The following is a 22,349-nucleotide window of genomic DNA, read 5'->3' on the forward strand; positions in this document are numbered from 1 at the left end:
CCGGAGCGTCAGCCGAAGGCCCCCGCCTGGTCGAACTCTCCCGCCCCGCCATAGGCCCCCGGACGCTTGCGCGTCAACGCCAGGGCCATGCCCAGGGTCAGGCCCATAGCCAGCATCGACGAGCCGCCATAGCTGATGAACGGCAGGGTCATACCCTTGGTCGGGATCATGTTGAGGTTCACCGCCACATTGATGAAGGCCTGTTGGCCCACCAGCACGAACAGGCCTGCTGCGGCCACCTGCTCGAAGGTGTCGGTCAGCTTCATGGCCTTGTAGAGCCCGCGCACCACGATGAAGGCGAAGATGGCGACCAGGGCCAGGGAGAAGACCAGGCCATATTCCTCGGCCGCCACCGAATAGATGAAGTCGGTGTGCAGGTCGGGCACGTGGCGCTTCATCACGCCCTCGCCCGGACCGCGTCCGAACAGGCCGCCAGCGTGGATGGCCTCGGCGGCGCGGGTGATCTGGTGGGTGTCGGCCTGGTCGGGGCTGAGGAATTTCTGCACCCGGGCATGGACGTGGTCGAACAGGAAATAGGTCGAGCACAACCCGCCGACGGCCACCGCTCCAAGGCCCATGATCCACGAGATCGGCACCCCGGCCATCCAGAAGGCGGCCCCGAAGGCGATGGTGATCAGCACGGTCTGGCCGACGTCGGGCTGGATCAGCAGCAGGCCCACGGCGATGAAATAGAGGAAGAAGGCGATCGACACGCCCGGCACGCCCTCGCCCTTCTGGCCCTCGGAGAACATCCACGAGACCAGCACGATCAGGGCCGGTTTCATGAACTCCGACGGCTGGAAGGTGAAGCCGCCGATCAGCAGCCAGCGGGCCGCGCCCTTGGCGCTGTGGCCGATGAACGGCAGGGCGGCCATCACCCCGATGGCAGCGATGTAGATGAAGAAGGCCGAGCGCCGGATACCCTTTGGCCCCAGCATCGACACCGACAGCACGATCACCGCCGAGGCCGCCCCGAACACGCACTGGCGCACAGCGAAGTGGAACTGGTCGTCGATGCCGATCCGCGCCGCGGCCGCCGGGCTCGAGGCAAAGGACAACAACACGCCCAGGGTGACCAGCAGCGCCGTGGCGCCGAGCAGCCAGCGATCCGTCGTCCACCACCAGACGCCGAGCCGCGAACGGTCAGTGCGGGCAAAGGCGTGGGCGGTCTGGAACGTCATCGTCGGAAGGTCGGAGTTTAGGGTTAAGCGAGTGTTTCGATCGGCCGAGACACCACGCCGCGCGGCGACTATTCGGCCGCCCGACGCCCCGTGGAGCCGGCGGCCTGCCGGACCGCGCGTTCGAGGTCGTCCTGTCCGAACGGCTTGGCCAGGCGAGGCAGGTTGGCCCCGGCTCCCGGCTGCAGCTCAGCATATCCGGTCGTGAGCAACACGGGGATGTGGGCGTTCCGCGCGCGCATCGCTTCGACCAGCTGGATTCCGGTCATGTGTGGCATAGCGAAGTCGGTGATCACCAGATCGACCGCTTCGCGCTGCAGGGTCGCCAAGGCTTCCGCGCCCGACGAGGCCTTCAGAACCCGATGACCGAGTTCCTCAAGCATGGCCGAGGTGTTCATCAGCACCAGTTCGTCGTCATCGACCGCCAGAACGACCAGGGAGCCGATCTCGTCGCGATGAAGTGCTTCCAGATTGTCGGTGACGACGCGTTGCTGGTCTTCGGGGCTGGCTTGCCGCAACCACAATTCCACGGCCGTGCCTTCACCGAGCTGGCTATGGAGGATCAACCGGCCGCCGGACTCCTCGACCAGGCCATAGACCATCGAAAGCCCCAGGCCCGAGCCCTTGCCTATGCCCTTGGTCGTATAGAAAGGCTCCGTGGCGCGAGAGGCCGTCTTGGCGTCCATGCCCTCGCCCGTGTCGGTCACGGTCAGCCGGACATAGCCACCCGGCGCTAGGCCAGCGACCACTTGCTGGTCGATCCTTTCATTGGTGGCCTCGATCCTGACCAAGCCGCCTGTCGGCATCGCGTCCCGAGCGTTGACCACAAGGTTCAGCAAAGCGTTTTCGAGCTGGTTGGCGTCGGTGAACGCCCAGGCCAGGTCGTCCGGGAACTGGGTTTGCAGATGGATGGACGGCCCTATGGATCGCTGTAGCAACCCCGTCATGCCTTGCACCAGGGTCGCGATGTCCACCGCGCGCAGCTGCAATTCCTGCTTTCGCGCAAAGGCCAGCATACGCTGCGTCAGCGCCGCGCCCCGCTCGGCGCCCTGGATCGCGTTGTCGATCAGCGGCGTGATCCGCGGATCGACGGGCAATCGCTTGCGCACCAGTTCCAGACTACCCAGCACCGCCATCAGCAGGTTGTTGAAGTCGTGCGCCAGGCCGCCGGTCAGTTGGCCGATCGCCTCCAGTTTCTGGGATTGGAACAGGGCTTCGCGCGCATGGTCCAAGGCGCGCTGAGTGTTACGCCGTTCGGTGATGTCGCGGGTGATCTTGGCGAATCCGATCACCCGCCCGCGGTCGTCACGGATCGCGTCGATGACCACATGCGCCCAGAAGCAGCTCCCGTCCTTGCGAAGCCGCCACCCCTCCTTTTCGAACCTCCCGTCAGCGACGGCGGTCCACAGCGCGAGCTCGGGCCCCTCCGCGAGACGGTCTTCCTCGGTGTAGAAACGCGAGAAATGGTGACCGATGATCTCATCGGCGGCGTAGCCCGTGATCCGTGCGGCGCCGGCGTTCCAGCTGGCGACGTGGCCGTCCGGATCCAGCATGTAAAGGGCGTAGTCGGTGACGCTTTCGACCAGCAGCTTGAATTGCGCCTCACTGCCGCGCAGGGCCTCATCAACCGCTTTGCGTTCCGTCAGGTCGCGGGTGATCTTGGCGAAGCCCACCACCTCGCCAGACGGCAGGCGGATCGGGTCGATGACAACGTGGGCCCAGAAGCGGCCACCGTCCTTGCGCAGGCGCCAACCCTCCTGCTCGAACCGCCCCTCGGTGGCGGCCTGGTGCAGCGCGCGGGCGGGGACACCGGCCTCGCGATCCTCGGGGGTGTAGAATTGGGAAAAGTGCTGGCCGATGACCTCGTGCGGCTGGTAGCCCTTGAACCGTTCGGGGCCGGGGTTCCAGCTACTGACGCGGCCGTCCCGATCGAGCATGTAGACGGCATAATCGGTGATTGCATCGACGAGAAGCTTATAGCGCCCGTCGTCGTCTTGCGACGCGATGTTGTGGGACTGTGGGTCCACTATTCGCCCCCCGGCGCGCAAAGGTACATGCGGCAGGCAACGGTAAAGCGGCGTGATTGGTTCCGCCGCCGCCGTCAGGCCCGCTTGGCGGCCGGCTTGCCCAGGCCCATCACCGCGACGCGGAAGGCCTCGCCCCGCTGCTCGAAATCGGCGAACTGGTCGAACGAGGCGCAGGCGGGCGATAGCAACACGATGGCCTCCTCGCCGCTAGCGACCGCGTCGGCATAGGCGGCGGCGACGGCGGTCGCGATGTCGCCGGACTGGCGCACCGGGGCCTTGCCCTCCAAGGCCTTGCCGAAATCCTCCGCCGCCTCGCCGACCAGATAGGCCGTGGCGATGCGCGGGAACAGATCGACCAGAACGTCGATGCCGCCGGCCTTGGCCACGCCGCCGGCGATCCAGTGGAACTTCGGATAGCTCGACATCGCCTGGCGAGCGGCGTCGGCATTGGTGGCCTTGCTGTCGTTGACAAAGCGAACCTTGCCGATCTTGGCGACGGTCTCCATCCGGTGGGCCAGTCCCGGGAAGTTCATCAGGCCGTCGCAGGCCTGCTGGGTGGTCAGGCCGAGGGCGCGGGCGGCGGCGTAGGCGGCGGCGGCGTTCTGCCAGTTGTGGCGGCCCGGCAGGCTGCGGGCGCGCAACAGGTCGACCATCTCGGTCACCCGGTCACCCGTGGCGTCGTACAGCATGCCTTGCAGGGCGTAGACGCCCCGGCCCATGGCCTTGCCGGCGCTGATCGGCCAGATGGTGCGGCGGTTGGCGGCGGTGATCTCGGTGCAGATCTGCTGGCACCACGGATCATCCACCCCGATGATCGCGGTGTCGCCCTTGCCTTGGTTCTGGAAGATCTTGCGCTTGGCGGCGATGTAGCCGTCCATGCCGCCGTGACGGTCCAGATGGTCGGGCGAGATGTTCAGCAGCACCACGGCGTCGGCGTGCAGGCTGGTGGTCAGGTCGAGCTGGTAGGACGAGAGTTCCAACACATAGACGGCGCCGCCGTGCATGTCTTCCAGGCCCAGCACGCCCTCGCCGATATTGCCGCCCACGCGGGTGTCGCGGCCGGCCTGTGTGAAGATGTGACCGATCAAGGCCGTGGTTGTCGACTTGCCGTTGGTGCCAGTGATGGCGATAATCTTCGGCTTCTTGTGCTCGGGCGCGGCGTTGACCGTCCGGGCGAACAGCTCGATGTCGCCCAGGATCTCGACCCCGGCCGCCTTGGCCTTGCCCACCGTCCAGTGCGGTTTGGGATGGGTCAGCGGCACGCCCGGCGACAGCATCAGGGCGGCGTAGTCGCTCCAGTCGCCGGTCGACAGATCGACGACGTTCAGGCCCTCGGCCACGGCGGCCTGGCGGCTCTCGGGCTTCTCGTCCCAAAGCGCCACCTTGGCCCCGCCGGCGATCAGGGCGCGAGCAGCCGTCAGCCCTGTCCGGCCCAAGCCGAACACAGCGACGGTCTTGCCCTCGAAGCCGCGGACCGGGATCATGGCGCGCCCCTTCCTATCTCAGTTTCAGGGTGGCGAGGCCGAGGAAGCCGAGCATCATCGCCACGATCCAGAAACGGATCACGACGGTGGACTCGGCCCAGCCCAGCTTCTCGAAATGGTGATGGATCGGCGCCATCAGGAAGATACGCTTGCCGGTCTTCTTGAAGTAGCCGACCTGGATCATGACGCTCAGCGCCTCGACCACGAACAGGCCGCCGACGATGCCCAGAACCAGCTCGTGCTTGGCGCAAACGGCAATGGCGCCCAGCGCCCCGCCCAGGGCCAGCGACCCGGTGTCGCCCATGAAGATCTTGGCGGGCGGCGCGTTGTACCAGAGGAAGCCCATGCCCCCGCCGATGATCGCGCCGCAGACCACGGCCAACTCACCGACGCCGGGCACGAAATGCAGGTTTAGATAGTCGGCGAACTTGTAGTTGCCCACGAGGTAGGTGATCAGGCCAAAGGTCGAGGCGGCGATCATCACCGGCACGATGGCCAGGCCGTCCAGGCCGTCGGTCAGGTTCACCGCATTGGAGAAGCCGGCGATCGTGACGGCGGCAAAGGCCACGTAGAACCAGCCCATATTGATCACCAGGGCCTTGAAGAACGGGAAAACCATCGAGGTTTCGAGCCCGGGCGTCATCGACTCCTTGGGGGCGAACAGGATGAGCACGACCGCGGCGATGATCGAGACGACGAACTGGGCGATCAACTTCTGAATGCTGGAGAGGCCCGCCGTGGTCTGTTTGGTGACCTTGGCGTAGTCGTCCATGAAGCCCAGCACGCCGAAGCTGCCGGTGATCACCAGCACGACCCAGACATGGACGTTCTTGAGGTCGGCGAACAGCAGCGAGCCGACGAACAGGCCGGCCAGGATCATGAAGCCGCCCATGGTGGGCGTGCCGGCCTTCTCGGTGATGTGGCGGGCGATGCCGTCGGTGCGGATCGGCTGGCCCTTGCCCTGTTTGGCCTTCATCCAGCGGATGAAGCGCGAGCCCATGGCCACGGCCACCACATAGGCCGTCAGCATCGACATGCCGGTGCGGAAGGTCAGGTACTTGAGCAGGTTCAGGACCGGCACATGCTCGTGCCCGCCTCGCGACAGGAACTCGTAGAGGAAATACAGCATCAGCCCCGTCCTTCGAGGTCGAGCGCGTTGAGCGCGTTGAGCGCGGCCGCCACGGCCCCCGCGCGCGACCCGTTCGAACCCTTCACCATCACCACGTCGCCCGCCCTCACCGCCGAGACGACCAGAGGCGCGAGCTCGGCGGCGCTTTCGGCATAGCCGCCGCGTCGAGTCGGCGGTAGCGCTTCCCATAAAGATTTCATTAACGGTCCGGCGCAGAACACCAGATCGATGTCGGCGGCGGCGATCGGGGTGGCCAGCTCACTGTGAAAACGACCGCTCTGCGGGCCCAGTTCCAGCATGTCGGTCAGCACCACGATGCGTCGGCCGGCCACCTGGCGCGCGCCCAGCGTCTTCAGCGCCGCCTGCATCGAGATCGGGTTGGCGTTGTAGCTTTCGTCTACGAGCGTGAAGGTTCCGCCCGGGATTTTTACCACCCGCTCGGCGCCACGCCCCTCTATCGGCTCGAACTCGGCCAGGGCCGCCAGGGCGGTGTCGCGATCGACGTCCAGAGCTTCCAGCATCAGCAGCACGCACAGGCTGTTGAGGCCCCAATGGACGCCGGTCTGCCGGATCGGGAACTGGATCGTCTCGCCACGCAGCACGGCGGTGAGGGTCGCGCCTTCGGCGCTGGCGGCGAACGCGGTCAGTTGCGCGGTGACGCCCTCGCCCGTGCCGAAACTCCAGACCTCGGCCCCGGCCTTCTCGGCCTCGGCCTTGAGCAAGCTGTACCAGGGATTGTCGGCGTTCAGCACCGCCACGCCGTTGGGCTCGAGACCTGCGAAGATCTCGGCCTTGGCGCGGGCGACGCCCTCTTCGCCGTCGGCGAAGTTCTCCAGATGCACCGGGCCGACCGTGGTGATGGCCACCGCGTGCGGACGGATGAAGTTCGACAGCGGGATGATCTCGCCGCTGTGGTTCATGCCGACCTCGAACACCGCGCGCTGGGTGTCGCGCGGCATGCGCGCCAGGGTCAGGGGCACGCCGATATGGTTGTTGTACGACTTGACCGAGGCGTGGGCCTTGCCCGCGCGGCGCAGGCCCGCCTCGACGGCGCGGGTGACGCTGGTCTTGCCGACCGAGCCAGTCACCGCCCCGCGCCGCGCTTGGGGCGCGCGCTCGCGGGCGGCGACGCCCAGGCGCTCCAGGGCCAGGAAGGTGTCCTCGACCAGCACGGCCGGGGTGGCGACGGGCTTGGAGACCAGGGCCCCGGCCGCGCCCTTGTCAGTGATCTGGACGATGAACTCATGACCGTCCCGGGCGCCCGACAGGGCCACGAACAGGTCGCCTGGCGCGATGCTGCGGCTGTCGATCGATACGCCGGTGGCCTCGAAGGCCCCCAGCACCTGGCCGTGGGTCGCGCCGGCGATCTCGTCAGCCGTCCAGAGGGCGTTAGACATGGGCCGCCTCCAAAGCCTTCGCGGTTTCGGTGACGTCGTCGAACGGATGGTTCACGCCGGCCACCAGCTGGCCCTGCTCGTGACCCTTGCCAGCCACCACCAGCACATCGCCGTTAGACAGCAGCGCCGCCCCGGCCCGGATGGCTTCGCGTCGGTCGCCAAACTCCTGGGCGCTCGGCGCGGCGGCCAGGATGGCGGCGCGGATCGAGGCCGGCTCTTCGGAGCGGGGATTGTCGTCGGTGACGATGGCGACGTCGGCGAGGCGCGCGGCGATCTCGCCCATCAGGGGCCTCTTGCCGCGATCGCGGTCGCCGCCGGCCCCGAACACCACGATCAGCTTGCCCTGGGTGTGAGGGCGCAGGGCCGCCAGCACCGTCTCCAGGCCGTCGGGGGTATGGGCGTAGTCGACATAGGCCTCGCCGCCGCGCGCGCCGGTCCCGACCCGCTGCAGCCGGCCGGCCGCGCCTTCGAGATGTTCGAGGGCGGCGATCGTCGCCTCGAGGTCTTCGCCCGTCGCAAGGCAGAGGCCCGCCGCGACCAGCACGTTGGAGGCCTGGAAATCCCCGGCCAGCGGCAGCAGCACGTCGAACTCCCGCCCCTGGGCGGCGATCCTCAGGCGCTGGCCCTCCGGCACGGGGGTGCGCGAGACCAGCTTGAGCCCCTGTCCATCATGGCCGACCGACAGGATCGTCTGGCCGGAGGTGACGGCGGCCGAGGCGAAGGCCGGGAAGGCGTCGCTGTCGGCGTTGAGCACCGCGGTGCGGGCGCGCGGCAGCAGGGTCTCGAACAGCCGCAGCTTGGCCGCGCGATAGGCGCCCATGGTGCCGTGGTAGTCCAGGTGGTCCTGGGTGAAGTTGGTGAAGCCGGCGGCGGCCAGGCGCACGCCGTCCAGCCGCCGCTGGTCGATGCCGTGCGACGAGGCCTCGACCGCCAGGTGGGTCACGCCCATGCCGGCCAGCCTGGCCATCATCTCGGCGACATCGGCGGCGTCTGGCGTGGTCAGGCCGGGCGGGGTCAGTTGCTGGTCCGCGACGCCCGGCGCGCTGACCACGACTCCAAGCGTGCCCATGCTCGCGGCCTTGTGGCCGAGGCGGGCGTAAATCTGACGGGCGAAGCCGGCGACCGAGGTCTTGCCGTTGGTGCCGGTCACCGCGATGCAGGTTTGCGGCTGCTCGCTCCAGAACTGGGCGGCGGCCAGGGCATAGGCGCGGCGCAGGTCGCCGGCGTGGACGGTCGGGACCGCCAGGCTGTCGACATCGTCCGGAGCGAGGATGGCGGCGGCGCCCGAGGCGATGGCGCCGTCGATGAAACTGCGGCCGTCCGCCTTGCTGCCCGGCAGGGCCGCGAACAGGAACCCGTCGGCCACCTTGCGGCTATCGGCGGTGACCCCGGTGATGACGGGATCGACCACGCAGGGCCGGTTGAGGATCTGGGAAAGGGTCTTGCTCAAAGTCCCGCCTCCGGTGCAGCTTTCGGCGACTGGGCCACAGTGAAGATGTCGGCCTGGCGCTTGACGCCCAGGAACGGCGCGATGCGGTCGATGACCCGGCCGGCGGCCGGCGCGGCCACCCAGCCGCCGGTCGAGAAGCCCGAGGTCTTGGCGTTGCCCTTGGGCTCGTCCAGCAGGACCAGCACGAAATAGCGATCGGCCTCGAGCGGGCCCTCGGTGGGGAAAACCGCCGCGAACGACGAGACCTGGCGTTGGTGGTTATAGCCCTTGAGCGCGGGATCGTACTTCTCGCCCGTGCCGGTCTTGCCGCCCACCGTCAGGCCCGGGATGTTGGCCGACTTGCCGCTGCCGCCGGTGACGTTGGCGCGCATGATCCGCAGCATCTGTTGCGAGGTCTCCTCCGAGATCGCGCGCGGCGCCTCGGGGCGCACGCCCGGCGCGCGCTTCAGGATGGTCAGCGGCTGAAGCGTTCCGCCGTTCAGCAGCGCCCCCATCGCCTGGGCCAGGGCCAGGGGCGACACATTGATGCCGTGGCCAAACGAGGTGGAGGCCACCGCGTCGTCGTCCCACTTCTTCGGGGTCAGGGGGCGGGCCGATTCCAGCAGCTCCACCTTGGCCGGCTTGGTCAGGCCCAAGGCGTTGAAATAACGGCTCAGGCGCTCGCCGCCGATCCGCTCGGCCAGCATGGCGGTGCCGATGTTGGACGAGTGCTGGAACACCTCGACCAGGGTCAGGATCTTCTTGGCGGCGTGGAAGTCGTGGATCGTCCGGTAGCCCAGCTTGAACGGCTCGCGCGCGTCGAAGGTCGAGGCCGGCGTCGCCGCCCCGGTGTCCAGGCCGATGGCCACGGTAAAGGCCTTGAAGGTCGAACCCATCTCATAGACCGAGGCCGCGGCGTGGTTGGTCATCTGCTCGCTGGACGCCTGGTTCAGCTGGTTGGGGTCGTAATCCGGATAGCTGATCATGCCGAGGATCTCCCCGGTATGGATGTTGGTCACGATGCCGACCGCGTCCTTGGCCTGGAACTCGATCGCGGCCTTGCGGACCTCGTCCTCCAGGGCGGCCTGGACGCGCAGGTCGATCGACAGCGCCGTGGCGCCGTCCGGACCCTTGGCGGCGGCGTCGCGCACGGTCTTGTCCAGCGCCTTCTCGGCCCCGGACAGGCCCAGGCCGCCCTTGTCGACGAAGCCGATGAAGTGGGCGGCGCTGGCGCCCAGCGGATAGACCCGGCGCGCCTGTTCCTCGAACTGCACGCCCGGCAGGCCCAGGTCGAAGATCGCGCCCTTCTCGGCGGGCGTCATGCCGCCCAGCACGAAGCTGCGGCGCGGACCCGAGACGGCTTCGTTGATCCGCTTGACCGGCACCTGCGGCAGGGCCTTGGCGAGCGTGACGCGGGTGGCCTTGGCGTCCCAGACTTCCTTGGGATCGACATAGAGCGCGTAGTGGGTCAGATCCACCGCCAGGAGCTGGCCGTTGCGATCGACCAGGTCGCCGCGCGCGCCCGCGGTCGAGGCCAGATAGCTGTTGCCGCCGACCTTGGAGAACACCGCCGCCCAGGTCGCGCCCAGGGCCAGGACGGTGAAGGCCAGGCCGAAGATCGCCATGACGAAGAAGATGCGGATGCGGGTGTCGTCTTCCGGGCGGGCTGCGGCGCGCGAGCGCTCGAAGGCGTGCTCCAGCCGCCAGACCCGCTCGATCAGCCAGCGCCAGGCGCGGGGTGCGCCGCCGGGGGCGAGATTGGACAGGCTCATCGCGGAGCCTCTGCGGGAGCCGGCTGAGACGAGAGCTGGGGCGGCGGATAGTCGTCGGGCGTCGCCTCGGGCGCCTCGGCGGTGGCCGCCGCCCCGGCCGCGCTGACCGACGGCGCGGCCGGGGCGTGGGCGACGGGCGCATTGCGCGCGAGGTCGATCAGGGCGTCCTCGGTGGTTTCGTGCTCAGGCTTGATTGGCCCGAGGTTTCGGCTCGCGGCGTACTGCTCGATGCGGCCCGGGCGCTCGAGGTAGGCGACCTCGGCTTTCAGCAACCGAACCCGGACCTTCTCATCGACGATCTGCTGCTCGACCGAGGCGATCTCGGCGCGCTCGCGGCCGGCGAAGGTCTTGGCCATGTAGACGCCCAACACCAAGGCGATCAGCAGGCACAGGCAAACCAGCTCCACCACCCGGAAGCCCCGTATGCGCCGATCGAACATGCTCGACAGGCTCATCGGGCGTCACTCCACACCGGAGCCTGCGTCCGCACGGCGGCGCGCAGCTTCGACGAGCGGGCGCGCGGATTGACGGCCAGTTCGGCCTCGCCCGGCGCGATGGCCTTGGACGAGATCAGCTGGAAGCTGGCCGGCGCGCCCACCTCGACCGGCGGGGCGTGGCGCGAGCCACCGGGCGTGCGCCCGGCCCGCTCGGCCAGGAAAGTCTTGACGATGCGGTCTTCCAGCGAATGGAAGGTGACCACGGCCAGCCGGCCGCCCGGCTTCAGCACCCGCTCGGCGGCGACCAGCCCGGCCTCCAGCTCTTCCAGCTCGGCGTTGACGGCGATCCGCAGGCCCTGGAACGAGCGGGTGGCCGGATGGGCCTTGGCGCCCTTGCGTCCGCCCAGGGCGCGCTCGATCACATGGGCCAGGTCCAGGGTGCGGGTGAAGGGCCGCTCGGCCCGGCGCTTGACCAGGAAGCTGGCGATGCGGCGCGAGGCGTGCTCCTCGCCATAGACGTAGAGGATGCGCGCCAGCTCGACCTGGTCCAGGTCGTTGACGAGGTCGGCGGCCGTGGGGCCGTCGGCGCCCATGCGCATGTCCAGCGGACCGTCGCGCATGAAGGAAAAGCCGCGCTCGGCCTCGTCGAGCTGCATGGAAGACACGCCAAGATCCAGGGTTACGCCGTCAACCGACGCATCCTCCAGATACGCCGTGATTTGCGAGAAACGGTCCTCGATCAGCCGAAAGCGACTATCCGTCGCGGAATTGGCCGTCGCGGAATTGGCCGTCGCGGTGAATTCGGCGGTGAAGCGCTGGACGCTGGGATCGCGGTCGAAGGCGATGACCGTCGCGCCGGTGGCCAGGATGGCGCGGGTGTAGCCGCCAGCCCCGAAGGTGCCGTCGATGACCACGTCGCCAGGGCCTGCCGCCAGGGCGCCGACCACTTCGCCCAGCAACACCGAGACGTGCGGCGCGACCTCGGGAGGGGTGTCGGAAAGCTCGGTCATGCGACGCCGCCGATCCGCGCGGTGCGCTGCTGGGCGCGCATGGCGGCCAAGCCGTCGCGGGCCAGTTCGCGCTGCTCGGCGCGGTGGGCCTGGAAGGCCTCGCGCGACCAGATCTGGAACCGCTCGCCCAGGCCGACCAGGGCGACCCAGTCGGTCAGGCCGAACATCTCGCACAGGGTGTCGGGAAGCGTGATGCGGCCGGCGGTGTCGAACGACAGCTTGGCCATGCCGCCCAGCACGCTGACCTCGAGGGCCGAACGCAGCGGGTCGCCGAAAGGCAGCTCCTCGATCACGCCCTGGTAACGGTCAAACAAGCTTTTCCCGCCAGCTTCAAGGCAATCGGCTTCGATGGAAGGAAAGCAGAAGATCCCGTCGAACGGGCCCGAGAGCGTGGCGCGGAAATCCTGCGGCACAACGATGCGCCGCTTGCTGTCCAGCTGCTTCTCGAACGTCGAGAGAAACACCCCACTACCCCTATCGAAAAGCCCGCCGCCGGACGCCCTGACACGCTCGCTCCGGCAGAACTGGGTTAACATGGGATTGATTGGGAGACAATGACACCAACAGGCGTTTCGCCGCGAAAACAAAGGTGTCGCGGCGGGTGTTCACAGAGCCCGTGAATCTATCAACAGAACATACACAGAACATGTTAAGACTTCGGCTGGCGCTAGACTCGCTGAACGCCTTGCGAACACGGGAATGAGCGCATCGACCCGGCTCGCGCGGTGGACAAGCGGGGGTAAAACCCACTTTCGCGAAAGGTGGCGGCTGGGGACCAGCGCATGCGCCGGTCCCCATTCTGGCGCGCGAAATGGACCAGATGGTCTGTAAGCCGGGTTCTGTCTGACGTCCGCCCCTCCCGAAAGAAAGACGACCGCGAGACGGCCATTCCTCTGGACCGCCCCTCGCGGGACGGTTCTCGCGACCTACCCGGACCCTCTCAGCCAGTGACGGCCTATCCGACGCGAGGCCGGCGCGGGGTCCCTATTCGGTCTTGCTCCAGGCGGGGCTTGCCATGCCGTCCCTGTTGCCAGGTCCGCGGTGGGCTCTTACCCCACCCTTTCACCCTTCCCGCCCCGAGGGGAGGAGGTTTGCTTTCTGTGGCGCTATCCCTGGGATCGCTCCCGGCGGGCGTTACCCGCCGCCTTGTCACCGTGGAGCCCGGACTTTCCTCGACCTTCTTGCGAAGACCGCGGCCGCCCGACCATCTGGTCCGAGGGGGTGTTTGACGGGTCCGTGACGGCGGGTCAATCGGAGATCGAGGCACGATGAGGTAGACTGACTTCACCGCCTAGCTCGGCGGAGAAATTCCATGCCGCACCCGACCGCCCGGAGGACCATCCCGGTCAGCTACGCCGCCTTGGCTTCCTGGACGGCGAATTGGCCATTCCCGACGAGTTCGACACGATGGATGCGGATGAAATCCGCGCGATGCTTGAAGACGGTCTGCTGTTTCCGACGGAGGTCGGGAAGACAAAGCCCCCACTGTCCTTTCATCGCTCGCGCTTTCGCACCGAAGCGAAATGCGATCGATCGGCGCAACGCCCCGGAGCCGCCATTGCTCACGTCAGCTTAGGGTGGTTGGCGGACGCGAAAAACCCTCTCTATTTGAGAGAGGGAGGGGCCCGCCGCGAAGCGGTGGGAGGGTGAGAGGTTTCACCGCTGGCCGGAAAATCCGAATCCGTCCAGCCGCCTTCGAAGGTCCGGAGGAGCACACAACGGCAACAAATCCTGGATCTGGCAGCTGCCCCAACCTGCTGGATGACCATGCCCTATTCGGTGAGAATGTAACCTCTCACCCTCCCATGGCTTCGCCATGGGCCCCTCCCTCTCTCCAAGAGAGAGGGCTTTTTAAGGCGCAACCCAATGTCCGCCCAGGGTCGGAAGCCAAACGGCCAATCCCGAGATTCGACCCTAGCTCCGCATCAATCCCGCGATCGGATGCTCCCCCAGCGCCGCGACCACCCCAGCCCGATCCGCTTCGCTCTTGTTCTGCGACAGCTTGAACGTCCCCTCCAGGCGATCGACGACCAACCGCGCGCCGATGATGGCGCGGGTCATGGCCTCGAAGCGGCCAGGGCTCATCTTGTGGCGGGTCCAGGGCGGCTTGGGCAGCAAGCGCGCCTCCTCCTGGGCGGAGAGGTCGTCGAGCAGGGCCACCAGCTCGACGTCGTTGAGCCCGGCGACCGAGCCTTCGGCCTCGACCGACAGGTAGTTCCAGGTCGGGACCTGGTCTTCGCCCGCGTACCAGTCCGGGCTGACATAGGCGTCGGGACCCGTGGCCAGCGCCACCGCACGAAAGCCCTGGACGATGTACGGCGATAGCACGTTGCCGCGCGACAGGTGGAAGTCGAGGGCCACCTCGCCGTCACCGAGATGGCGGATCACCACCGGCGCCTGGGCTGTGAACGGCCGGCCGCGCACCGCCGCCGCCAGCGTCACGAACGGATGGGCGGCGATGAAGCCCAGCAGGGTCGCGCGATCCTCGACCCGGAACGGCTGGGCCGGATGCATCAGCCGGCGGCCCGCAGCAGGGCCACCAGCCTTGCCCGGGTCTCGCCGTCGGCGACGCCGTCGAAGCGGGTCTGCAGCCAGTGGCGCTGGAAGGCGGCCACGATGGTGGTGGTCCAGGCGTCGTACTTGCCGGACGGCGGGCAGTTGTAGCCCAGGCGGGTCAGGCCGGCCTGAAGGGCGAAGACGCCGGTCCCCTCCTCGCCCTCGCCCAGCGGCGCGCCGGGCGACGGCGGCGGCTCGACCCAAAGACCGTGGCCGGCCTCGGCTAGCCGCTTCCAGGGGAACAGCTCGCCCGGGTCGATCTTGCGGCCGGGGGCGATGTCGGAATGGCCCAGGACGCGGTCATCGTCGATGGTCCACCGCGAACGGATGTCGGCCAGCAGGTTGATCACGGCGGCGACCTGCGCGTCGGGAAAGGCGCGGTAGCCAAACTCGTGTCCCGGATTGACGATCTCGATCCCGATCGAGGCCGAGTTGATGTCCTTGACGCCTTTCCAGAAGGCGGCCCCGGCATGCCAGGCGCGGCGCTCCTCGGGCACCAGGCGAAACACCCGGCCATCTTCCTCGACCAGGTAGTGGGCCGAGACCTTGGCTTCCGGATCGCACAAACGCTCCAGCGCCGCCGGGCCGGTCTCCATGCCGGTGTAGTGAAGGATCACGCTGTCGGGGATGGCCTTGCGGGCATCGAAGTTCGGCGACGGCGCGTCGGCCAACTTCAGAGGGGAGGGCGTCATTGGAAACGGTTCCTCATCAGCAGGATCAGCGGCATGACCTGGTTCTTGCGCAGGGCGATGATCAGCACGCCGACCAGCGCCAGCGCCGTGCCGATTCCCATTCGGATGTCGAAGTGATCGTGGGTGATCAGCACGCCCAGGCCAATGGTCATCAACGGGGTCATCAGGGTCAGCGGCGCGATCAGATTGGCCTCGTGACGCTGGATCAGGCCATAATAGGTCGTGTGTCCCAGCACCGACACCACCAGGGCCGAGAACAGCACCGCGGCCACGAACGGCCAGCCGGCATGGGCGGCGAGGCCCAGGCCGCCGGGCTCGAACACCCCGCTCAGCGCCGCCAGGGGCGCGACGGCGGTGAAGCCGACCCAGGCCTGGAACTGCAGGGGCTTGACCCCCTCGATCTGCTTCATCATCACCGCGCCCAGCGAGCCGGTGAAGGCCGAGCCGACGATGAACCACAGGCCCGGCGACAGCTGAAGGCCGTGCGGGTTCCACATCACCACCACCGCCCCCGACAGGGTCAGGGCGATGCCCAGCCCGCGCTTCCAGCGCACCTTCTCGCCCAGCAGCAGCACCGACAGGATGGTGGTGAAGGGCACGGCGACCTGGATGACCACCGCCGCCGCCGAGGGCGAGGCCGTCTTGAAGCCCATGAACAGCAGGGCGAAGTTGCCGACGCCCATCAGCAGGCCGACCACCACGATCCGCCAGGTCGGCCGGGGCGCGGGCAGCAGCCACGGCAGGGTCACCGCCGCGACGATCGCGAACCGCACCGCCGCATAGAACAACGGCGGCACGCCCCAGTGGGCGACCACGATCTTGGAGATGATGTTGTTGCAGGCCCAGACCAGGCAGACCAGCACCAGCAGACCGAAATCGCGCAAGTTCATGCCGGATCGAATACGCGGCCAAAGCCGCGGTGCGCAAACGAAAACCCGCCGGAAATCGAAAGGACGGTACGCCACCGGTTGACCGACGGTCAAAATGGTCGCCTCTATATGAACGTCGATAAGATAACCAAGACGTCCGGGCACGCCGGACCACATCGGGGAGCGGAGCGAGCGCATGGCCATCGAGCATTTCGACGTCCTGATCGTAGGAGCGGGCCTGTCGGGCGTCGGCGCGGGCTATCACCTGCAAACCCACTGCCCGGGCAAGACCTATGCAATCCTCGAGGGCCGCGAAGCCATCGGCGGCACCTGGGACCTGTTCCGCTATCCCGGCATCCGCTCCGACAGCGACATGTACACCCTGGGCTATTCGTTCCGGCCCTGGCGCGAAGCCAAGGCCATCGCCGACGGCCCGTCGATCCTGAGATATGTCCGCGAGACGGCCAAGGACCACGGCGTCGACCGCAAGATCCGCTTCAATCACAAGGTCCAGCAAGCCAGCTGGTCCTCGGAGACCGCCACCTGGACCGTCGAGGCCGAGCATGACGGCCGGGTCGTCACCCTGACCTGCAACTTCCTGCTGATGTGCAGCGGCTATTACGACTACGCCGCCGGCTACACGCCGCCCTGGGAGGGTGTCGAGACGTTCGGCGGCCGCATCGTCCACCCGCAGCACTGGCCGGCCGACCTCGACTATACCGGCAAGAAGGTCGTGGTGATCGGCAGCGGGGCCACCGCCGTCACCCTGGTGCCGGAGATGGCCAAGACCGCCAGCCACGTCACCATGCTGCAGCGCTCACCCACCTATGTGGTCTCACGTCCGGCGGAGGACGCCCTGGCCAACTGGCTGCGGGCCAAGCTGCCGATCATGCTGGCCTACCGCATCACGCGTTGGAAGAACGTGCTGATGCAGATGCTGTTCTTCAACATCGCCCGCAAGAAGCCGGAAAAGACCAAGGCCCAGCTGATCGGCCTGGTCAGCGAACATCTGGGGCCCGACTACGACGTCGCCACCCACTTCACGCCCCGCTACAACCCCTGGGACCAGCGCCTTTGCCTGGTGCCCGACGCCGACCTGTTCGCCTCGCTGAAGGCCGGGACATCGTCGGTGGTCACCGACCATATCGAGGCCTTCACCCCGACCGGCCTGAAACTGACCTCGGGCGCGACCCTGGACGCCGACGTCGTGGTCACCGCCACGGGCCTGGTGATGCAGCTGGCGGGCGGCATGAAGGTGGTGGTCGACGGCCAACCGGCCGACCTGTCGCAGAGCCTGTCCTACAAGGGCATGATGTTCAGCGATGTGCCCAACTTCGCCTCGACCTTCGGCTACACCAACGCCAGCTGGACCCTGAAGGCCGACCTGACCGCCGAATATGTCTGCCGGCTGATCAACCACATGGACCGCACCGGCACCGTCCAATGCACCCCGCGTGTCACCGACCCCGACATGCCGGTCGAGCCGTGGCTGGACTTCAGCTCCGGCTACGTCCAGCGCGGCATCGGCAAGTTCCCCAAGCAGGGCGCGCAAAAGCCCTGGAAGGCCTATCAGAACTACGCGCTCGATCTGGTGACCCTGCGGCTGGGCAAGGTGGACGACGGGACGATGGTGTTCAGCAAGGCCAAGGCGAAGGCGAAGGCGAAGGTCACGGAGGCGGCCTAGAACGCCTCCCCCCGTGGGGGAGGCGATCGCGCAGCGATCGGTGGGGGGAGTTTTGGGGTCTCCGATCCGGAGGTTCGGCCACCTGCTAATCACTCCCCCCTCCGTCGGCTTCGCCGACACCTCCCCCAAAGGGGGAGGACTTCCGGTGCGCGAAGGCGCCGACAGGCTGGCGCGCACCGCAGCGGGCGCCAAGCACTGCCGGGTCGCCAACGTGCTTGAAACGTCCAGCCCCTTCCCAAACCGCCCGCATCGGCGAGGCCGCGCCTTAAAACCTTGATGGCGAGCTTGCTCTGGCGTCTGACGATGTCAAGGACCGCCTCTGGCGGCCGCGTCGCGGCGGCGCTTCGCGCCGTCCTTGACATCGTCAGACGCCAGAGCTCCGATCCACCAAGGCTATAAGGCGTGGCCACATCCGGAGCGGATGCCGGTTTCACCGGAAGCGGACGTTCGGAACGTCAGCGAAGGGTGGAGGTCGGTCGTCCTGAACCCCTCTCTCTTTGAGAGAGGGAGGGACCCGCCGCGAAGCGGTGGGAGGGTGAGAGGTTGCACCGCCGGCCGGAAATTCCCAATCCATTCAGCCGCCCCTTCGAGAGTCCGGAATTAGCGCATGACGGCCAATGTCGTGGATCTGGCAGCCGTCCGAGACCTGCAGAATGACTGTGCTTTATTCGGTGAGAGTGTAACCTCTCACCCTCCCATGGCTCCGCCATGGGCCCCTCCCTCTCTCCAAGAGAGAGGGTGTTCCAGGCGCAACCCAACGTCAGCTCAGGGGTCGGAAGCGGAAGGTGGACCCGCTCCATCAACCGGACCTTCGATCACCGTTGGACGCCGCCTATCTCTAACCTTGGTATGTGCGCTTCCCACCGAAGGTCCAATGTCCAGTTTCGGGCAACAGGCTGGCTTCCGCTCCCGACCCGAAGCGGAACTTAGTTTAGCTCCAGGGCTCGGACATTCAGCCGAAGGACCCAATGGCGTGGTCGGACTTGTGTCGCCCATTTGGTCCGGACGACCGTCCCGCAATGTGGGTAAGCTTGGATCTGGCCGACACCCCGCGCCGAGCCGGCTCAATCAGCACGTCCGGCCTATGCATTGAGACCCCAGGCGCTTAAGGAGCCGGCAAGCTTGCAAGTGACGGACGATCATGACTTTCCCGCCAACCCGTGATGAAGCCCTACGCCGCCTCACCGCTTTCGTCCCGCAAGCCGGTCTTGCCTACGCGGCCGGCCGCAATACTGATCCTGGTCCTGGCCAGCCGACCGCGGTGTCGAGGCTCTCACCCTATCTGCGCCATCGCCTGATCACCGAGAAGGAGATCATCGCCGCCGTGCTCGCGCAGCATGACGCCAGAGCGGCCGAGAAATACGTTCAGGAGGTGCTGTGGCGGACCTACTGGAAGGGGTGGCTTGAGACACGCCCCGCAGTCTGGGCGCGCTTCTGCACTGAAAGAGATCGCCAGGCCCAAGCGTTTGCCGGCTCCCCTACCCTTCATGAAGCGCAGACCGGCCAGACGGGGATTGAGGGCTTTGATGACTGGGTGAATGAGTTGGCGGAGACCGGCTACCTCCACAACCACACACGTATGTGGTTTGCCTCCATCTGGATTTTCACCCTGAAGCTGCCCTGGTCGCTGGGCGCAAACTTCTTTTTACGTCATCTGATTGATGCCGATGCGGCGAGCAATACGCTGTCCTGGCGCTGGGTTGCGGGGCTTCAGACGCCCGGCAAGATCTATCTCGCCTCTACCGACAACATCGCCCGCAATACCAACCGGCGCTTTGCACCGAAAGGTCTGGCCACAGAAGCCACCGCGCTCACGGAGCTTCCGCTTCCGGGTCCTCTCGACCTGGTTGAACATCGTGTCGCCTCCATCTCTGAGCCGGCCATGCTTCTGGTCACGTCGGAGGACATGCATCCGGAGTCAGCTTTTGGAGCGGCTAGCCCCTTCGTAGCGGCAGTTGTTGCGACGGACGGGCAGCAGCTCTGGGGCGAAGCGGCTCGTCGCTTCCTCGAAGGCGCAGCCCTGGATACGACAACGCGGATCGGCGCATTCTTCGGCTGCCCCACGACCCGGCATGATAGCCTGGAGCCCGAGCGCCTGCTGTCTGCCGCCAGAGCAGCCGGTGTCCGGCAAATTGTCACGCCCTATGCTCCGGTTGGCCCGGTCGCTGACGCATTGGCTGATATCTCGTCCAGATTGGCGGTTGAAGGCGTAACGCTGGTGCAGGTCAGGCGTCGTTGGGATGTTCGGCTTTGGCCTCACGCGACCAAGGGATTCTTTCCGTTCAAGGCGCGAGCGATGGTAAGCCTCGCGGCCGGAGACCTCACCTAGGCCGCGATCGCTCCGCTAGTTTGGGAGCGGATTGACGGCCATCGCTGTGGTCAACACCCTGCCCGCTCCATCGGCGCGTCTGGAGTGAGGCCAGGTTGAGTCGGGTGCGGGAATTGTGGCCGCGCCTGACGCCGGACCTTGGACGCCGTGCCGGAGAACCGGCAGGACGAACATCGGACTAGGCTCGAAAGCCCACCCAGCCGCCCCGCTTAGTGCCCCCCTACTCCTCGTCGAACCCCTCGTCCTCATCGGCGACGGCTGGCGCGGCCACCGCCCCGCCCTTGCGCTTGACGAAGCGCAGCGCGGTGTGGGTCTTGGAGAACGCGCAGACCTTGGTGTCCACCAGCCCCTGCCCGCGCGCCGCGGCCAGGATCTCGGTGTCCTTCAGCGGCGCGCCCCGACCCTTCTCGGCGACGATCCAGATCGCGCCCTTGGCCGCCAGGCCGCCGATCAGGTCTTCGAGCTGGTCGAAATCGGCCAGGTCCTCAACGCCCAGGAACAGCAGGTCGATGTCCTCGTCGGCTTCCACCGGCTCCGCCCGGCCCGACAGCTCGTCGAGGAACTCGGCGTCATCCACGCCCAGGACCACCACCGTTTGCCCCGCCTTGACGCCCAGCTTGTCCAGGCGGCTGGGCGGGTTTTGGATGGCGTGCAGCCACGTGTCCGCCTCGCCCGGCTCCAGCGTGAACCGGGTGCCGTCGGTCAGGACAAGGTCGGCGCCCTCGACCCGCAGGTCGCGCAGGGCATGGCCCTGGAAAATGCCGCGCACCGCGCCGCGGAAGATCAGCTTGGGCGGCTCCCACAGCAGCTTGCCGTCGCTCTCGCCGTCCGCCAGCTGGCCCCAGACGCCCTTGGCTTCCTTACCCATGTCAGGAGCCCTTGAAGCTGGGTTGGCGCTTTTCGAGAAGGGCGTCGACGCCTTCCATGTGGTCGTCGGTGTGGTGGGCGATGGCCTGGGCCATGGCGCTCATCTCCATCAGGGTGTCGTAGCTGGCGCTGGCGCCCTGCCGCAGCAGGGTCTTGGCCATGCGCAGGGCGTGGGGCGGCTGCAGGGCGATGCGCTCGGCCAGGGCCAGGGCCTCGTCCATCAGGGTCTCGGCCGGCACCGCCTTGCTGATCAGGCCCCAGTCCTGCGCCTTGGCCGCGTCGATGACGTCGCCGGTGAACAGCAGCTCGGCGGCGCGGCTCATGCCGATCGTGCGCGGCATCAGCCAGGCCCCGCCGTCGCCGGGGATGAGGCCCAGCTTCAGGAAGGTCACCCCGAACTTGGCGGTGTCGGCGGCGATGCGGATGTCGGTCATGCAGGCCACGTCGCAGCCTAGGCCGATGGCCGCCCCGTTGACGGCGGCGATGGCCGGGACCTCCAGGCCATAGATGGCCCGCACGATGCGGTGGATGTTCTTGCGATAGCCGTCGCGCACCGCCACGCCGTTGCCGCCGAACGCGCCTTCGCGGGCCTTCATCGCCTTGACGTCGCCGCCGGCCGAGAACGCCCGGCCCGCGCCGGTAAGGATCACGCAGCGAATTTGTTGGTCGTCATTGATCGCCTCGCAGGCCGCCGCCACCTGATCGCCATCGCCCGGCGCGCCCAGCGCGTTCATCGCCTCGGGGCGGTTGAGCGTGAGGATCGCGACGTGGCCGCGTTTCTCGGTAAGGATCAGGGACATCATGGCGCGCGCTCCTGCGTATTTTTGCGCTCTGCATAGCGCAATTTCCCTTGGACGACGCAAGACTCCGCAAGCAAACATGACCGAAACACGGCGTTCGCTGAACATTGAGGTAAACACTTGTGATTACAAAGACCAGGCAAGTGTTCGCCGTTCATGACATCGTTGTCACCAGTCAAGAGCGCCTAAGGTGGCGCTTGAGAACAAGTCGCAGGCGCGCCCCTGCGACATTTTAGACAAGCTGAACCGTAAAAATCGTTAGCGCAGAAGAGAATCATAGGCTTCTACTGGGGATAGGGACGATTTAGAGAAGTGGTGGCGTCCAGTGAACATGTCCCATCGGCATGCTTTGATCATCGAGGACGAGATCCTCATCGCAATGGAAGTGGAGGCTTTGCTCACCGAGCAGGGGTTCGATAGTTTCGACATCGCCGAAAGTCCCCAGGAAGCGCTCGATTGCGCCTTGAGGCGGCACCCTGATCTCATCACGGCGGACTACCGCATCATCGGTGGCACCGGCGTCGAAGCAGTGACGGCGATCCTGGCGCGTCTAGGGCCAATCCCGGTGGTGTACGTCACCGGGAACGCCGACCAACTGGGGGCGCGAACCCGCACCGTGGTCGACAAGCCGATCTCGCCCCATCGCCTGGCCGAGGCTTGCGCCGTCGCCCAAGCCGCGGCGGCCTAGG

Annotated in this window: 19 protein-coding genes and 1 other RNA gene; 4 read left to right on the forward strand and 16 right to left on the reverse strand. The window is 67.1% G+C overall.

Translation table 11 applies throughout. The annotated features are described in order from the left end of the window. Positions 1-8: 8 nt before the first annotated feature. The 11 genes from ftsW to rnpB form a co-directional block, all read right to left on the reverse strand. Positions 9-1,181 (reverse strand): putative lipid II flippase FtsW, encoded by a 1,173-nt coding sequence (ftsW, locus tag ACP694_RS16635; RefSeq protein WP_426014181.1) that lies wholly within the window; start codon positions 1,179-1,181, stop codon positions 9-11. 68 nt (positions 1,182-1,249) lie between these two features. Further along, positions 1,250-3,205 carry a PAS domain S-box protein gene (locus ACP694_RS16640; RefSeq protein WP_426014184.1) on the reverse strand — a complete coding sequence of 652 codons (1,956 nt, stop codon included), beginning with the start codon at positions 3,203-3,205 and terminating at the stop codon, positions 1,250-1,252. A 74-nt stretch (positions 3,206-3,279) separates the two neighbouring features. Beyond that, a complete protein-coding gene (gene murD / locus ACP694_RS16645; RefSeq protein ID WP_426014185.1) occupies positions 3,280-4,689 on the reverse strand; it encodes a UDP-N-acetylmuramoyl-L-alanine--D-glutamate ligase in 1,410 nt (469 codons plus the stop codon). A 13-nt stretch (positions 4,690-4,702) separates the two neighbouring features. After that, the gene (gene mraY / locus ACP694_RS16650) at positions 4,703-5,818 is read right to left on the reverse strand and encodes a phospho-N-acetylmuramoyl-pentapeptide-transferase (protein WP_426014186.1); all 1,116 of its coding nucleotides are present in this window, start codon (positions 5,816-5,818) and stop codon (positions 4,703-4,705) included. Beyond that, entirely contained in the window at positions 5,818-7,215 is a 1,398-nt protein-coding gene (locus ACP694_RS16655) for a UDP-N-acetylmuramoyl-tripeptide--D-alanyl-D-alanine ligase (protein ID WP_426014188.1), read from the reverse strand. Before ACP694_RS16655 ends, mraY begins: the two co-directional genes overlap by 1 nt. After that, positions 7,208-8,665: a UDP-N-acetylmuramoyl-L-alanyl-D-glutamate--2,6-diaminopimelate ligase gene (locus tag ACP694_RS16660; RefSeq protein WP_426014190.1), complete on the reverse strand. Its 1,458-nt coding sequence runs from the start codon at positions 8,663-8,665 to the stop codon at positions 7,208-7,210. The genes ACP694_RS16655 and ACP694_RS16660 overlap by 8 nt, the downstream gene beginning before the upstream one ends. Further along, on the reverse strand, positions 8,662-10,416 hold the full coding sequence (locus ACP694_RS16665; RefSeq protein ID WP_426014192.1) for a peptidoglycan D,D-transpeptidase FtsI family protein: 1,755 nt from the start codon (positions 10,414-10,416) through the stop codon (positions 8,662-8,664). Before ACP694_RS16665 ends, ACP694_RS16660 begins: the two co-directional genes overlap by 4 nt. Then, complete coding sequence (ftsL, locus tag ACP694_RS16670; RefSeq protein WP_426014193.1) at positions 10,413-10,871, reverse strand: cell division protein FtsL; 459 nt, start codon at positions 10,869-10,871, stop codon at positions 10,413-10,415. Before ftsL ends, ACP694_RS16665 begins: the two co-directional genes overlap by 4 nt. Further along, the gene (rsmH, locus tag ACP694_RS16675) at positions 10,868-11,863 is read right to left on the reverse strand and encodes a 16S rRNA (cytosine(1402)-N(4))-methyltransferase RsmH (protein ID WP_426014196.1); all 996 of its coding nucleotides are present in this window, start codon (positions 11,861-11,863) and stop codon (positions 10,868-10,870) included. Before rsmH ends, ftsL begins: the two co-directional genes overlap by 4 nt. Continuing rightward, the gene (locus ACP694_RS16680; protein ID WP_426014198.1) at positions 11,860-12,327 is read right to left on the reverse strand and encodes a division/cell wall cluster transcriptional repressor MraZ; all 468 of its coding nucleotides are present in this window, start codon (positions 12,325-12,327) and stop codon (positions 11,860-11,862) included. Before ACP694_RS16680 ends, rsmH begins: the two co-directional genes overlap by 4 nt. 348 nt (positions 12,328-12,675) lie before the next feature. Further along, positions 12,676-13,075, reverse strand: an RNA gene (gene rnpB / locus ACP694_RS16685) — RNase P RNA component class A. 168 nt (positions 13,076-13,243) lie between these two features. Between rnpB and ACP694_RS16690 the strand changes: the two genes are divergently transcribed. Further along, positions 13,244-13,513, forward strand: a complete 270-nt coding sequence (locus ACP694_RS16690; protein ID WP_426014200.1) for a hypothetical protein — start codon at positions 13,244-13,246, stop codon at positions 13,511-13,513. Positions 13,514-13,777: 264 nt separating this feature from the next. Here ACP694_RS16690 and ACP694_RS16695 read toward each other — a convergent pair whose 3' ends face one another. From ACP694_RS16695 to ACP694_RS16705, 3 genes are read right to left on the reverse strand one after another with little or no spacing between them, the layout of a single operon-like run. After that, complete coding sequence (locus tag ACP694_RS16695; protein WP_426014202.1) at positions 13,778-14,377, reverse strand: FMN-binding negative transcriptional regulator; 600 nt, start codon at positions 14,375-14,377, stop codon at positions 13,778-13,780. Next, positions 14,377-15,111, reverse strand: coding sequence for an N-acetylmuramoyl-L-alanine amidase (locus tag ACP694_RS16700; protein ID WP_426014204.1), 735 nt, complete (start codon positions 15,109-15,111; stop codon positions 14,377-14,379). The genes ACP694_RS16695 and ACP694_RS16700 overlap by 1 nt, the downstream gene beginning before the upstream one ends. Next, positions 15,108-16,001, reverse strand: coding sequence for a DMT family transporter (locus ACP694_RS16705; protein WP_426014205.1), 894 nt, complete (start codon positions 15,999-16,001; stop codon positions 15,108-15,110). Before ACP694_RS16705 ends, ACP694_RS16700 begins: the two co-directional genes overlap by 4 nt. A 175-nt stretch (positions 16,002-16,176) precedes the next feature. Between ACP694_RS16705 and ACP694_RS16710 the strand changes: the two genes are divergently transcribed. Together ACP694_RS16710 and ACP694_RS16715 are read left to right on the forward strand one after the other, a co-directional pair. Then, a complete protein-coding gene (locus ACP694_RS16710; protein ID WP_426014206.1) occupies positions 16,177-17,664 on the forward strand; it encodes a flavin-containing monooxygenase in 1,488 nt (495 codons plus the stop codon). A 1,141-nt stretch (positions 17,665-18,805) separates the two neighbouring features. Further along, entirely contained in the window at positions 18,806-19,993 is a 1,188-nt protein-coding gene (locus tag ACP694_RS16715; RefSeq protein WP_426014207.1) for an FAD-binding domain-containing protein, read from the forward strand. Between the two features lie 220 nt (positions 19,994-20,213). Here the strand turns inward: ACP694_RS16715 and ACP694_RS16720 are convergent, their stop codons facing one another. Together ACP694_RS16720 and ACP694_RS16725 are read right to left on the reverse strand one after the other, a co-directional pair. Then, entirely contained in the window at positions 20,214-20,861 is a 648-nt protein-coding gene (locus ACP694_RS16720) for a DUF3052 domain-containing protein (protein ID WP_426014209.1), read from the reverse strand. Between the two features lies 1 nt (position 20,862). Beyond that, the gene (locus ACP694_RS16725; RefSeq protein ID WP_426014250.1) at positions 20,863-21,660 is read right to left on the reverse strand and encodes a crotonase/enoyl-CoA hydratase family protein; all 798 of its coding nucleotides are present in this window, start codon (positions 21,658-21,660) and stop codon (positions 20,863-20,865) included. A 331-nt stretch (positions 21,661-21,991) separates the two neighbouring features. Here ACP694_RS16725 and ACP694_RS16730 point away from each other — a divergent pair, with 331 nt between their 5' ends. Beyond that, positions 21,992-22,348, forward strand: coding sequence for a response regulator (locus ACP694_RS16730; RefSeq protein WP_426014211.1), 357 nt, complete (start codon positions 21,992-21,994; stop codon positions 22,346-22,348). Position 22,349: the final 1 nt, after the last annotated feature.

Source organism: Caulobacter sp. DWR2-3-1b2 (genome assembly GCF_049896345.1).
Taxonomy (GTDB): Bacteria; Pseudomonadota; Alphaproteobacteria; order Caulobacterales; family Caulobacteraceae; genus Caulobacter.